The organism is Xanthomonas sontii, assembly GCF_040529055.1.
In the GTDB taxonomy this organism is placed as follows: Bacteria; Pseudomonadota; Gammaproteobacteria; order Xanthomonadales; family Xanthomonadaceae; genus Xanthomonas_A; species Xanthomonas_A sontii.
This window is the reverse complement of the sequence record NZ_CP132342.1, coordinates 3,455,092-3,468,064: the sequence shown is the minus strand read 5'-3', so window position 1 is coordinate 3,468,064 and position 12,973 is coordinate 3,455,092. Positions and strand designations below refer to the sequence as shown.

The 12,973-nt window shown below is 69.9% G+C and carries 15 protein-coding genes; 8 read left to right on the top strand and 7 right to left on the bottom strand.

Features of this window, described 5'->3' with window-relative positions; genetic code table 11:
• Window positions 1-218 precede the first annotated feature (218 nt).
• The 7 genes from RAB70_RS14520 to RAB70_RS14490 all read right to left on the bottom strand — a co-directional run bounded on the left by RAB70_RS14520 (window position 219) and on the right by RAB70_RS14490 (window position 5,690).
• A complete protein-coding gene (locus RAB70_RS14520) occupies window positions 219-1,241 on the bottom strand; it encodes an IS5 family transposase (protein ID WP_148829423.1) in 1,023 nt (340 codons plus the stop codon).
• Window positions 1,242-1,465: 224 nt separating this feature from the next.
• Window positions 1,466-1,897 carry a hypothetical protein gene (locus tag RAB70_RS14515; RefSeq protein WP_148828386.1) on the bottom strand — a complete coding sequence of 144 codons (432 nt, stop codon included), beginning with the start codon at window positions 1,895-1,897 and terminating at the stop codon, window positions 1,466-1,468.
• A gap of 4 nt (window positions 1,898-1,901) precedes the next feature.
• Window positions 1,902-2,468 (bottom strand): elongation factor P-like protein YeiP, encoded by a 567-nt coding sequence (gene yeiP, locus RAB70_RS14510; protein WP_017912214.1) that lies wholly within the window; start codon window positions 2,466-2,468, stop codon window positions 1,902-1,904.
• A gap of 116 nt (window positions 2,469-2,584) precedes the next feature.
• Window positions 2,585-3,355: an SDR family oxidoreductase gene (locus RAB70_RS14505; protein WP_148828385.1), complete on the bottom strand. Its 771-nt coding sequence runs from the start codon at window positions 3,353-3,355 to the stop codon at window positions 2,585-2,587.
• Window positions 3,356-3,467: 112 nt separating this feature from the next.
• Complete coding sequence (locus RAB70_RS14500; RefSeq protein ID WP_148828384.1) at window positions 3,468-4,364, bottom strand: hydroxymethylglutaryl-CoA lyase; 897 nt, start codon at window positions 4,362-4,364, stop codon at window positions 3,468-3,470.
• A 145-nt stretch (window positions 4,365-4,509) separates the two neighbouring features.
• Window positions 4,510-4,905, bottom strand: a complete 396-nt coding sequence (locus RAB70_RS14495; protein ID WP_148828383.1) for a VOC family protein — start codon at window positions 4,903-4,905, stop codon at window positions 4,510-4,512.
• Window positions 4,902-5,690 carry an enoyl-CoA hydratase-related protein gene (locus RAB70_RS14490; protein ID WP_148828382.1) on the bottom strand — a complete coding sequence of 263 codons (789 nt, stop codon included), beginning with the start codon at window positions 5,688-5,690 and terminating at the stop codon, window positions 4,902-4,904. The genes RAB70_RS14495 and RAB70_RS14490 overlap by 4 nt, the downstream gene beginning before the upstream one ends.
• A 124-nt stretch (window positions 5,691-5,814) precedes the next feature.
• Between RAB70_RS14490 and RAB70_RS14485 the strand changes: the two genes are divergently transcribed.
• The 8 genes from RAB70_RS14485 (at window position 5,815) to RAB70_RS14450 (ending at window position 12,972) form a co-directional block, all read left to right on the top strand.
• Window positions 5,815-6,066, top strand: a complete 252-nt coding sequence (locus RAB70_RS14485) for a FeoA family protein (RefSeq protein ID WP_026144392.1) — start codon at window positions 5,815-5,817, stop codon at window positions 6,064-6,066.
• On the top strand, window positions 6,063-7,922 hold the full coding sequence (gene feoB, locus RAB70_RS14480; protein ID WP_148828381.1) for a ferrous iron transport protein B: 1,860 nt from the start codon (window positions 6,063-6,065) through the stop codon (window positions 7,920-7,922). Before RAB70_RS14485 ends, feoB begins: the two co-directional genes overlap by 4 nt.
• Window position 7,923: 1 nt before the next feature.
• Window positions 7,924-8,178 (top strand): DUF6587 family protein, encoded by a 255-nt coding sequence (locus tag RAB70_RS14475; RefSeq protein ID WP_148828380.1) that lies wholly within the window; start codon window positions 7,924-7,926, stop codon window positions 8,176-8,178.
• 74 nt (window positions 8,179-8,252) lie between these two features.
• A complete protein-coding gene (locus tag RAB70_RS14470) occupies window positions 8,253-9,461 on the top strand; it encodes a PLP-dependent aminotransferase family protein (RefSeq protein WP_148828379.1) in 1,209 nt (402 codons plus the stop codon).
• Window positions 9,462-9,481: 20 nt separating this feature from the next.
• A complete protein-coding gene (locus tag RAB70_RS14465; protein WP_148828378.1) occupies window positions 9,482-10,198 on the top strand; it encodes an MOSC domain-containing protein in 717 nt (238 codons plus the stop codon).
• Between the two features lie 327 nt (window positions 10,199-10,525).
• The gene (gene dapB / locus RAB70_RS14460; protein WP_148828377.1) at window positions 10,526-11,242 is read left to right on the top strand and encodes a 4-hydroxy-tetrahydrodipicolinate reductase; all 717 of its coding nucleotides are present in this window, start codon (window positions 10,526-10,528) and stop codon (window positions 11,240-11,242) included.
• Between the two features lie 162 nt (window positions 11,243-11,404).
• On the top strand, window positions 11,405-12,529 hold the full coding sequence (gene carA / locus RAB70_RS14455; protein ID WP_148828376.1) for a glutamine-hydrolyzing carbamoyl-phosphate synthase small subunit: 1,125 nt from the start codon (window positions 11,405-11,407) through the stop codon (window positions 12,527-12,529).
• The gene (locus tag RAB70_RS14450; protein WP_043091930.1) at window positions 12,529-12,972 is read left to right on the top strand and encodes a DUF6973 domain-containing protein; all 444 of its coding nucleotides are present in this window, start codon (window positions 12,529-12,531) and stop codon (window positions 12,970-12,972) included. Before carA ends, RAB70_RS14450 begins: the two co-directional genes overlap by 1 nt.
• Window position 12,973 lies beyond the last annotated feature (1 nt).

The following is a 12,973-nucleotide window of genomic DNA, read 5'->3' as shown; positions in this document are numbered from 1 at the left end:
GGCGCGGTCGCGGCGTGAGTCCGCAGCACCTGTGCGTCGCAGGCGCAGCCGTGTTCGCATGAAGGAAGACTGATAGCTCCATGGGTCGGGACTTCAGGGCACCTCGAACAACCTGCCACGACCTGGAGCCAGGGGTAGCATCTGTCGCAACGGCACCAGAGCGGCGCCTGATCGTGGTGGTTGGGAGGCTGAGGTGGCCGCTGGGCTACCTCAGCCGATCACGCTGGCGCCATGGCCCGCTCCTGTAGCCGTGCCAGCCGCATCACGTTATGGCTGGCGACCTTCAGCCCGATCACCACCTTTGCCCGCGCCAAGCCGATGCAGCGTACGAACTTGCCGCCTTGTTGGGCCAAGCGCGCAAACGGGTGCTCGCCGAACACCCGATCCTTGGCAATTCGACGGTTCCGGCGCTTTGCTGCCTCGCTCAAGGGCTTGCGCGCATGCCCTTGATGTTGGATCGCGGGGCGGTAACCACGCCTTTTCAGGTCTGCTTCCCGCGCTGCATCGGCATACCCGCTATCGGCCCATACCGTGCGGCCGGTGTTGTCCGGGTCCAGCACCTGCTCGAAGTGACGGCTGTCGTGCACGTTGGCCGCGCTCACGTCGTAGCGGCGGATGAAGCCCCAGCGACGGTCCGTGCTGGCGTGCAGCTTGTAGCCGTAGAACGCCACCCCATGCTTCCTGGTCCAACGTGCCTGCATATCCTTCTGCGCACGCTTGGCATCGCTCCAGTCCTGGCCGACGTCATCGCCCTGCTTGATCTGCGCGTTCTCTTCGCGCGTGTTGCGCTGGATCGGAGCGCTGACGATGCTGGCGTCGATGATCTGACCGCCGCGGGCAATGAACCCGGCACGTTGCAATTGCTCACCGATCGCCGCGCTGATGTCGCCCATCAGATCCTTGGTCTTGAGCCGTTCGCGCCACACCCAGATCGTCTTGGCGTCGGGCACCTTGCCGCTGTGTTCCAGTCCGAGGAATTGCTGGAAGCTGCGCCGATCCAGCACCTGGTACTCCAGCGCATCGTCGGAGAGGTTGTACAACTGCTGCAACAGCAGCAGCTTGATCATCACCTGCGTCGGCCAAGCCGGACGGCCACCGCGCTTGCCAGTACCCAAGGACAGCTTCGCGTCTACGACGTGAGCAATCCCGGCAAAGTCGATATGCCGTGACAGCAGAGCCAGAGGATCGCCGATCTGCTGCCGCTTGGCTTCGCGTTCGTGGCCGGCAAACAGGCTGATCATCGTGGCGTCCTCGGCGTGTTCTCCAGACCAATGATGCCAAAGGCGGGGTTTTTAGAGGTGCCCTGAAGTCCCTCCTACAGAAACGCGGCGCAGCTTCCAACCCATTTATATAGGGGCGGCTTCAGCCGCGACGAGCGAAGACGCGAAGCAGGCCGATGTCGACGGCCGTCAGGGCCGACGCCGATGCCCGCAATGGCGCCACCTTGCCGGCCGGCAAGCCGTCATCACGGCAGCTCGAGACCCGCATCCTCGCCGTAGCGGCGCAGCCAGGCGTCGCGCGGCGGATCCTGGCGGTACTGCGCGCGCAGCGTCGCCCAAGTCTGTTCGTTGCCGTCGCAGTACTTGGCCATCGCCTGCTCCAGTTCGCGCCGCCGCGCCGCGTCGTAGGGCTCTTCGCCGGCGAAATGGGTGCAGGTGTCCTGGCGCGCGACGAAGGCGCGGATCGGCGCGGGCAGCGTGCAGAAACCGTCGTGGTGCTCGGGATCGACCGCGTCGGGAATCGTGCACGCGGGCTTGGGGGCGGCCGCCGTGGCCGGCGTCGCCGGCGCGGCGAGGGCCAGCACCGGCACGGCCAGCAGCAGGCCGAGGCAGGCGGGCCGCGGCGCATGCGCGGCGCTGCCTGTGCGGGAGACGTGGGTGACACGGCGCCCGCGCATGGGCTCAGTCGGCGCGACCGGCGAACTCGCCGGTGGTGGTGTTGACCAGCACGCGCTCGCCGTTGCCGATGTACTCCGGCACCATGATCTCGATCCCGGTGTTGAGCTTGGCCGGCTTCGGGCGCTTGGTGGCGGTGCCGCCCTTGAGTTCCGGCGGGGTCTCGATCACTTCCAGGGTCACGCTCTGCGGCAGCTGGATCGCCACCGGCTGGTCGTCGATGACCTGCACGTAGATGCCGCTGAGGCCGTCGGTGATGTAGCCGGCGTCGGTGCCGATCGCATCGGCGTCCAGGGTGTAGGGGGTGTAGTCCTCGTCGTCGAGGAACACGAAGGCCTCGCCGTCCTTGTACGAGAAGGTGGACTGGCGGCGCATCAGCTCGACTTCGCGCAGGTCGTCGTCGCCGTCGAAGCTGGCATCGAGCTTGTTGCCGCCCGGCACGCTGTACATCACGAAGCGGAAGCGCACGTTGCCGCCGCGGCCCTGCGGCGAGCTGCGCTCGATGTCGCGGATCTGGTACACGCCGTTGTTGTACTCGACGACGTTGCCTTTCTTGATTTCGTTGGCTTTCATGAGGGCTGGGAATCGGGAATGGGGAATAGGGAATCGAAACAGGGTCAAGCAGGCGGAGAGGATCAGCGGAAGGGAAACGCCGTTGCGATTCCCCATTCCCCATTCTCCATTCCCGGCTACTTAGGCGCCAACCGCACCGCGCCGTCGAGGCGGATGGTTTCGCCGTTGAGGTAGCGGTTGCGCAGCAGGAACATCACCGTGTCGGCGAATTCGTCCGGGCGGCCGAGACGCGAAGGATACGGGATCGAGGCGGCCAGCGACTGCTGCACGGCCTCGGGCATGCCGTCGACCATCGGGGTCCAGAAGATGCCCGGGGCGATGGTGTTGACGCGGATGCCGAAGCGCGCCAGTTCGCGCGCCATCGGCAGGGTCATCGCCACCACGCCGCCCTTGGACGCGGCGTAGGCGGCCTGGCCGATCTGGCCCTCGTAGGCGGCGACGCTGGCGGTGTTGACGATGACGCCGCGCTCGTCGTCCTCGCCCGGGGCGTTGTGCTGCATCAGGTCGGCGGCGGCCTTGGCGACGTTGAAGCTGCCGACCAGGTTGACCATCACCGTGCCCTGGAAGGTGGCCAGCGGCATCGGCGCTTCCTTGCCGAGCACGCGGCCGGCGCCGAGGATGCCGGCGCAGTTGACCGCGGCATTGAGGCCGCCGAGGAAATCGCGTGCCGCCGCCAGCTGCGCCGCCACCTGGGCCTCGTCGCTGACGTCGGTGCGCAGGTAGCAGGCCCGCTCCGCACCCAGCGCGGCGACCGCGGCCGCGCCCTTGTCGTCGTTCAGATCGAACAGCGCGACCTTGCCGCCTTCGGCGACGATGCGCTGCGCCACCGCCAGGCCGAGGCCGGACACGCCGCCGGTGACCACCGCTTTGAGATCGGCAAGCTGCATGGATGTTCCCTCCTAGGAAAACGCCCAGTTTAGAGGCTGCCGCCCCATCGCGGCGAGATCGGCGACGGGCCGCGGCGTGCAGGTCCGTCGCCGGGTAAGGAACTGCTGCGGCTCAGCCCTCGGCGGCCAGCGCCTGGCCGACCTTGCTGCCGGTCGGCCGGCCCAGTTTCTGCGCCAGCCAGCGGCCGGTCGCGGCCAGCGCGGGCAGGTCGATCCCGGTCTCCACGCCATTGCCGTGCAGCAGGTAGACCACGTCCTCGCTGGCCACGTTGCCACTGGCACCCTTGGCGTAGGGGCAGCCGCCGGCGCCGGACACCGCGGCATCGACCACGCGCACGCCTTCTTCCAGGCAGGCGGCGATGTTGGCCAGGGCCTGGCCGTAGGTGTCGTGGAAGTGCACCGCCAATGCGTCCATCGGCACCACGGCGGCGACCGCGCGCAGCATCGCCCGCGCCTTGCCCGGCGTGCCCACGCCGATGGTGTCGCCCAGCGAGATCTCGTAGCAGCCCATCGCATGCAGCCGCTGCGCCACCCGCACCACGTCGGCCAGCGGCACCGCGCCCTGGTACGGACAGCCGAGCACGGTGGACACGTAGCCGCGCACCTTGATCCCGTCCGCCGCCGCGCGCTCCAGCACCGGGGCGAAGCGCGCCAGCGATTCGTCGATGCCGGCATTGGTATTGGTGCGGTTGAAGGTCTCCGAGGCGGCGGTGAACACCGCCACCTCGCGCACCCCGACCGCGGCGGCGCGCTCGTAGCCCTGCAGGTTCGGCACCAGCACCGGATAGTCCACCCCCGGCACCTGCGCGATGCCGGCATAGACCTCGGCCGCATCGGCCAGTTGCGGCACCCATTTGGGGCTGACGAAGCTGGTCGCCTCGATGCTGTGCAGGCCGGTGCGGCCCAGCCGCGCGATCAGCTCGATCTTGTCGGCGGTGGCGACCCAGGCCTTCTCGTTCTGCAGGCCGTCGCGCGGGCCGACTTCGACGATGCGCACGCGGTCGCTCATTCGCGGGATTCCTGCGCCGTTGGCCGGGCGCTGCGCACGAAGCGGGAAGCAAAGAGGGTCATGGGATTCCTGATGAAGAGAGGCGATGAAGCGGCGGCAGGCATGGCTGGCGCCAGGTGCACAGCGCGCACTGAGGTAGCGTGGATCAGGCTGCTGCCGGGCGGTGGCAGACCGCTTCGAGGTTGTGGCCGTCCGGATCCAGCAGGAACGCGCCGTAGTAGTCGGGGTGGTAGTGCGGGCGCAGGCCCGGTGCGCCGTGGTCGCGGCCGCCGGCGGCCAGGCCGGCGCGATGGAACGCGTCCACCTGCGCGCGGCTGGCGGCGACGAAGGCCACGTGCACGCCATTGTCGCGGCCGCCATCCGCGATCCAGAAGCTGGGCTTGCCGTCGCGACCGAAGCCGACATGGCGCTGGCCGCCGCTTTCCTCGGCGCTCACCTGCATCACCACGTCCAGCTCCAGCGCGGCCAGGGCGGCACGGTAGAAGGCCAGGCTGCGGTCGAGGTCGCTGCAGCGCAGGCCGAGATGGTCGATCGGGTTCATCGGCTGGCCCTCCAGGCCGGTTCGCGTTTCTCCAGGAACGCATTCAGTCCTTCCTGGCCTTCGGCCGAGACCCGCAACTGCGCGATCAGGGCGGCGTTGGCCTGGTCTAGCGCATCGCGCTCGCCACCGGCCGCGACCCGCCGCACCAGCGCCTTGGCGCCGGCGGCGGCCAGCGGCCCGGCCTGGCCGAGCAGGGCGACCTGGCGTTGCACCGCCGCGTCCAGCGCCTCCGGCGCCACCGCCTGGTGGACCAGGCCGATCTGCGCCGCGGTGGCGGCGTCGAAGGTTTCCGCGCTGGCGAACCAGCGCCGCGCCTGGCGCGCGCCGATCGCCGCGATCACGTATGGCGAGATCACCGCCGGCAGCAGGCCCAGCCGGCTTTCGCTAAGCGCGAAGCGCGCATCGGTGGCGGCCACGGCGATGTCGCAACAGGCGACCAGGCCCACCGCGCCACCGAACGCCGCGCCTTGCACCCGCGCCACCGTGGGCTTGGGCAGTTCGTCCAGCAGGCGCATCAGCCGCGCCAGGGCCAGCGCATCGTCCAGGTTCTCCTGTTCGCCGGCGCCGGCCATCGAGCGCATCCACTGCAGGTCGGCGCCGGCCGAGAACGCCGCGCCGGCACCGGCCAGGACCAGCACCTGCACCTGCGGATCGGCGCCGATCTGCAGCAGGGCGTCGCTGAGCTGGGCGATCAGCGCGGCGTCGAAGGCGTTGCGGACCTCGGGTCGGTTCAACTGCAGGGTCAGGACCTTGCCGGATCGTTGCAACAACAGGGCATCGCTCATCGAACACGCTCGTACAAAGGGAAAACGGCAGCCATACGGCGATCATAGCCGGCCGTGCCGGTCCCGCCATGACGCGCCGCGGCGATGCTACAATTGATAACCATTCTTATCGACGGAACGTGCTGTGACGTTGTCCGACATGCCGTTGCGCAGCAGCGCCCTCGTGGAATCCGTGCACGACCGCCAGGCCAACGACGCCATCGCCCGGCGTCTGCGCGAGCTGGGCTTCGTCGCCGGCGAACAGGTGCAGGTGCTGGCCAGCGGGCCGATCGGTGGCGAACCGCTGCTGGTGCAGGTGGGCTATACGCGCTTCGCGCTGCGGCGCAGCGAGGCGGCACGGGTGCAGGTCAGCGCGCTGGACGAGGTGCGCTCGTGAGCGCGGTGGCCGCGCCGCTGCGCCTGGCCCTGGTCGGCAACCCGAACTGCGGCAAGACCGCGCTGTTCAACCAGTTGACCGGCAGCAAGCAGAAGGTCGCGAACTACGCCGGCGTCACCGTCGAGCGCAAGGAGGGCCGCTTCCGCGCGCCGTCCGGGCGCGAGTTCGCGGTGCTGGATCTGCCCGGCGCCTACAGCCTGCAGCCGGCCAGCCTGGACGAGGCGATCACCCGCGACCTGTGCCGCGGCTTCTACCCGGGCGAGCCGGCGCCGGACGTGCTGGTCTGCGTGGTCGACGCCACCAACCTGCGCCTGCACCTGCGCTTCGCGCTGGAACTGCGCGAGCTGGGCAAGCCGATGCTGGTCGCCTTGAACATGGTCGACGCGGCGCAGCGCCGCGGCATCCAGATCGACCGCCAGGCGCTGGAACAGGCGCTGGGCGTGCCGGTGATCGAGACCGTGGCGGTGCGCCGCAACGGCGCCCGCGCCCTGGTCGAGCGGCTGGACGCGCTGGCGCCGGCACTGCCGGCCGCGGTGGCGCCGAGCGAAGGGCAGGGCGACTACCACCAGCAGGTGCGCGCGATCCTGGCGGCGGCGGTGTCGATGCCGACCCGCACCTCGCGCGTCGACGACGCGCTGGACCGTTGGCTGCTGCATCCGGTCGCCGGCCTGTTGACCCTAGTGCTGGTGATGTTCCTGATCTTCCAGGCGGTTTTTGCCTGGGCGCAGCCTGTGATGGACCTGATCGACGGTGGGACCAAGGCGCTCGGTGTCTGGGTCGGCGGAACGCTGCCGCAGGGGCCGCTGAACAGCCTGCTGGTGGACGGCATCATCGCCGGCCTCGGTGGGGTGGTGGTGTTCCTGCCGCAGATCCTGATCCTGTTCGCCTTCATCCTGGCGCTGGAGGAATCCGGCTATCTGCCGCGCGCGGCGTTCCTGCTCGACCGCATGATGGCCGCGGCCGGCCTGTCCGGGCGCTCGTTCATCCCGCTGCTGTCCAGCTTCGCCTGCGCCGTGCCTGGGATCATGTCCACGCGCAGCATCCAGGACCCGCGCGATCGCCTGGCGACCATTCTGGTGGCGCCGCTGATGACCTGTTCGGCGCGGCTGCCGGTGTACACCTTGCTGATCGCCGCGTTTGTGCCGCAGAAGCAGGTGTGGGGCGTGCTCAATCAGCAGGGCCTGGTGTTGTTTGGCCTGTACGTGGCAGCGATCGTCAGTGGTTTGGCTGTGTCGTGGACGATGAAGAAGTGGCGTCGCGACAAGGGCGAGCATCCGCTGCTGCTGGAACTGCCGTCCTACCGCGTGCCGCACCTGCGCGATCTGGCGCTGGGCCTGTGGGAGCGCGCGGCGATCTTCCTCAAGCGCGTCGGCGGCATCATCCTGGCGTTGACCATCCTGCTGTGGTTCCTGCTGAACTTTCCGGCGCCGCCGGCCGACGCCACCCTGCCGGCGATCGACTACAGCTTCGCCGGCCGCATCGGCCACGCCATGACCACGGTGTTCTCGCCGCTGGGCTTCAACTGGCAGATCTGTATCGCGCTGATCCCCGGCCTGGCCGCGCGCGAGGTGGCCGTGTCGTCGCTGGCGACGGTGTACGCGCTGTCGGCGGCCGACGACGATGCCGCCGCGCAGGCGCTGTCGCCGTTGATCCACGACGGCTGGTCGCTGGCCACCGCGCTGTCGTTGCTGGTCTGGTACATCTACGCACCGATGTGCATTTCCACCCTGGCCACGATCAAGCGCGAGACCAACTCGTGGAAGCAGATGAGCTTCGCCGCGTTCTACCTGTTCGCGCTGGCGTATCTGGCCTCGCTGGTCACCTACCAGGTTGCGGTGGCGCTGGGAGCCGGCTGAGATGAGCGCCTCGCTGCTGCTGCAGTACCTGGTGATCGCGCTGGCGGTACTGGTCAGCGCCTGGGTGGTGTTGAAGAAGCAATTCCCCGGCACCGCGCGCAAGCTGCGCGGCGCGCTCGCACTACGCCTGCTCAAGCCCGGCCGGGCGGCCTGGCTGCAGGCGCTGGGGCGGCGCATCGCACCGCCGGCCAGCGCCGGTGCAGGTGCCTGTGGCGGCTGCGACAGCTGCGGGCCGACGCCGCCGCGGCGGCACTGAGTCGCGTCGCCCGTTGCTGGCCGGCGCATCGCTTGTGCGCCGCACATGCGCGTCGCGATGGCGACGACTATCCTATGCCGATGACCAGTCCATTCCAGTTTTCCCGCCGTGCGCAGGCGCTGACCAGTTCGGCGATCCGCGAAATCCTCAAGGTCACCGAACGGCCTGAAGTGATCTCCTTCGCCGGCGGCCTGCCGTCGCCGGATACCTTCCCGGTCGAGCGCATGCGCGAGGCCTGCGACAAGGTCCTGCGCGACGCGCCACAGGCGGCGCTGCAGTACGGCCCGACCGAAGGCTATCTGTTGCTGCGCGAATGGGTGGCGGCGCGGCTGAGCCGCGACGGCGCCCACATCCGTCCCAGCCAGGTGCTGATCACCACCGGTTCGCAGCAGGGCCTGGACCTGCTGGGCAAGGTGTTCATCGACGAAGGCAGCAAGGTGCTGGTGGAAACGCCCAGCTATCTCGGCGCGCTGCAGGCGTTCTCGCTGTTCCAGCCGGCGTTCGCGGCGATGCAGTCGGACGACGACGGCGTGGTGGTGGACGCGCTGGACGATGCGCAGCTGGCCGGCGCGCGCTTCATGTACGTGCTGCCGAACTTCCAGAATCCGACCGGACGGCGCCTGCCGCTGCACCGGCGCCAGGCGCTGGTAGCGCGTGCGGCGGCAGCCGGCGTGCCCATCGTCGAGGACGATCCCTACGGCGAGCTGTGCTACAGCGGCGACACGCTGCCGAGCCTGCTGTCGATGAACCCGGAGGGCGCCATCTACATGGGCTCGTTCTCCAAGGTGTTCGCGCCGGGCCTGCGCCTGGGCTATGTGGTCGCGCCGGAGCCGGTGCATGCCAAGCTGGTGCAGGCCAAGCAGGCGGCGGATCTGCACACGCCCTCGTTCAGCCAGCGCATCGTCTACGAGGCGGTGCAGGACGGGTTCCTGGATGCGCATATTCCCGGCATCCGTGCGCTGTACGCCAGCCGTTGCGAGCAGATGCTGGCCGCCCTGGCCAAGTACTTCCCGGCGCAGGTGCGCTGGAACCGCCCGGCCGGCGGCATGTTCATCTGGGTCGAACTGCCGGAGGGCATGGACGGCGGCGCGCTGCTGAGCAAGGCGATCGAGCGCAACGTGGCCTTCGTGCCGGGCGCGCCGTTCTTCGCGGTCGCGCCGCAGCGCAATACCCTGCGGCTGTCGTTCGTGACCGTGCCGGCCGAACGCATCGAGACCGGCGTGCGCATCCTCGGTGCGCTGCTGCAGGACGAGGTCGCTGCGCACCGGCGCGCGACGGCCTGAGTCCGGCGTCGCCTCCGTCGATGACGTCGTCCGATGCCGCCGTCGCGTCCTGGACCATCGACGCGGTCCTGGTCGGCCGCGCGCAGGCGTTCACCCGCCCGGGCAGCCGCAGCGCGATCGACAAGCGGCCCCAGGACGGACGCCTGCGCATCGGCCCGGAGGGGCTGGAGCTGGACGAGCAGGGCGACCGCCGCGTGCATGGCGGCCCCGACAAGGCCTTGCACCATTACCCGCGCGATCACTACCCGGCCTGGCGCGAGGAACTCGGCGCACATGCCTTGCTGGACGCGCCGGGCGCGTTCGGCGAGAACCTCAGCAGTAGCGGGGTGACCGAAGCCGACCTGTGCCTGGGCGACAGGCTGCGCCTGGGGACGGCCGTGGTCGAGGTGTCGCAGTCGCGGCAGCCGTGCTGGAAGCTGTCCGACCGGTTCGGCGTGGCCGCGCTGGCGCGGCGCGTGCAGGACAGCGGCCGCACCGGCTGGTACTACCGCGTGCTGCAGCCCGGCGAGGTCGCCGCCGGCGATCGCCTGGAGTTGCTGGAGCGTCCGTATCCGCAGTGGCCGCTGGCGCGGCTGGTCGGCCTGCTGTACCGGCGCGAGATCGACCCGGCGCAACTGCAGGAGGTGCTGGCGCTGCCGCTGGTGCCGAACTGGCGCACCCTGTTCGAGCGGCGCCTGGCGCAGCGTGCAGTGGAGGATTGGGACAAGCGCTTGCTGGGGCAGGCGGCGGCCGAGTAGGGCGGTTGATCGATCCGGCGAGCGTGCTCCCCTCTTGGCGGGAGCGGTGGCGTCGACAGGTGCATGCCCGATTGGGTGGGTGCAACGCGTCGGGGCTGAAGCCCCTCCCACAGGGGGTGTCCGATCGGCTGCGATGTCTCTTGGCAGGTGCCAGGTGCCTCGCCTGGCGGCTTTTTTGTCGCTTCCAGTGCCGCCACGCCCTTGTGGGAGGGGCTTCAGCCCCGACGAGGGAAGCATCGCCACGTCCGAGGTGGCGCGTGGGACGCTTGCGTCTCGGGCGTGCGCGCCCTCTGTCGCACCCGCGCGCAAACCGCTAGCCTTGTGCCGATGACGACTTCTCCGCTGCGTGTGTTGATCCATGGTGCGTCCGGCCGGATGGGCCAGGCGTTGTTGCGGCTGGCCGCGCAGGACCCGGCGCTGCAAGTGGTGGCCGCGGTGGTGCGGCGTGCGCCGGCGCAGCGGGTGATCGACGGCGTGCCGTACTTCGCCGCAGCCGAACTGGGCGGCGTGCCGGCCTTCGACGTGGCGATCGATTTCAGCCTGCCGCAGGGCTTCGACCTGGTGCTGGCCCTGTGCACCGCGCGCGGTGCGGCGCTGGTGTCCGGCACCACCGGGCTGGAGGACGCGCAGCGGCAGGCGCTGGCCGCTGCCGCCGAACGCATTCCCTTGATCTGGGCGTCGAACTTCAGCCTGGGCGTGGCGGTGCTGCACGATCTGGTCGAGCGCGCCGCCGCGGCGCTGCCGGGCTGGGACTGCGACATCGTCGAATCCCACCACGTGCACAAGCAGGACGCGCCCTCTGGCACCGCGCTGACCCTCGGCGACGCGGCCGCGCACGGCGGCGCGATCGCGCGCTACGCCAGCCTGCGCGCCGGCGACATCGTCGGCGAACACCTGGTGCAGTTCGCCGGACTCGGCGAGCGGGTCGAACTGGTGCACCGCGCCAGCAACCGCGACATCTTCGCCCGTGGCGCGTTGCATGCCGCCGCGCGCCTGCCGGGGCGTGCGCCCGGCGCCTATCGGCTGCGCGACCTGCTCGGCTGAACGCGGTTTTCACATAAACGGCTGGCGCGGACCGCCCCGCGCCGGTACAATTCTCGCTCGCCTGTTACCCATCGCCACGGACCCGGAGAAGCGCCGAGTTCGCGGTTTCTTGCAGCCTGCAAGTTGGTGGGGCAGGGTTCCTCTCTCCCCAAGGCGAACCCCGTGACTCAACCCGCAATCCTTGTCCTTGAAGACGGCACCGTGTTCGAGGGCGAATCCGTAGGCGCTGCCGGCCTGTCCGTCGGCGAAGTGGTGTTCAACACCGCCATGACCGGCTACCAGGAGATCCTCACCGATCCCTCCTACGCCCGCCAACTGGTCACGCTGACGTATCCGCATATCGGCAACACCGGCTGCACCGACCAGGACGACGAGGCCGCCCAGGTCTGGTCGGCCGGCCTGATCGTGCGCGACGTGCCGCGCCGCCCCAGCAACTGGCGCAACCAGGTGGCGCTGCCGGACTGGCTGATCCAGCGCGGCGTGGTCGCCATCGCCGGCATCGACACCCGCAAGCTGACCCGCATCCTGCGCGAGAAGGGCTCGCAGAACGGCGCGCTGATGGCCGGCGAGGTGAACGTGGACACCGCGCTGGACGCGGCGCGCAAGTTCCCGGGGCTGAAGGGCATGGATCTGGCCAAGGTGGTCTCCACCGACAAGTCCTATCCCTGGCGCGACGGCCAGCTCGACCTGGACAGCAACGCCTTCGTCACGGCCGAGCCCAAGTTCAAGGTCGTCGCCTACGACTACGGGGTCAAGCACAACATCCTGCGCATGCTCGCCGAGCGCGGCTGCGAGGTGACCGTGGTGCCGGCGCAGACGCCGGTCGCCGAGGTGCTGGCGATGAACCCGCACGGCGTGTTCCTGTCCAACGGCCCCGGCGACCCGGCGCCGTGCGACTACGCGATCGCCGCGATCAAGGAACTGCTGGCGCGCAAGATCCCGACCTTCGGCATCTGCCTGGGCCACCAGCTGCTGGCGCTGGCCGCCGGCGCGCAGACCCTGAAGATGGGCCACGGTCACCACGGCGCCAACCATCCGGTGCAGGACCTGGACAGCGGCCGGGTGATGATCACCTCGCAGAACCATGGTTTCGCGGTGGACGAGGCGACCTTGCCGGCCAACGTGCGCGTCACCCATCGCTCGCTGTTCGATGGCAGCAACCAGGGCATTGCGCTCACCGACGCGCCGGCCTTCAGCTTCCAGGGCCACCCCGAAGCGTCGCCGGGTCCACGCGACGTGGCGCCGCTGTTCGATCGCTTCACCGCGCTGATGGCGGCCGCCGCCTGATGGCCGCAGCGCCGGCCATGCCGTCGCCGACCCGCCGCTGGCGGTGGCCGGCCACGGCGTTGCTGGTGCTCGCCGCGTATCCGGCCTTCGTGCTGGGCGCGGTGTATCCGCAGTGGCTCAGCGCCGGCTTGCCGGGCGGACGCGACGGCCCGGCCGATGCGTACCGCCACAGCCTGGCCAGCGCCGTGGTCGCCTACACCCTGTCGCCGCGCTGCGTGGACTGGGTCACGGCGGTCATGGAGCGCGACGGCCACGGCAACGCCAGCCGGGCGATGGACGCCCACAACAACCGGATCGGCGCGCGCATCGGCGCCACCGCCAGCAGTTGGGCCGCGATGCAGCGCGAGGTTCGCGCCGCGGTCGACCATGGCGCGATCGATGCGCGTTCGCCCGATCAGATCACCTGGCGCGCCCCCGCGGCGTGGCAGGACCGCCTCTACTGAG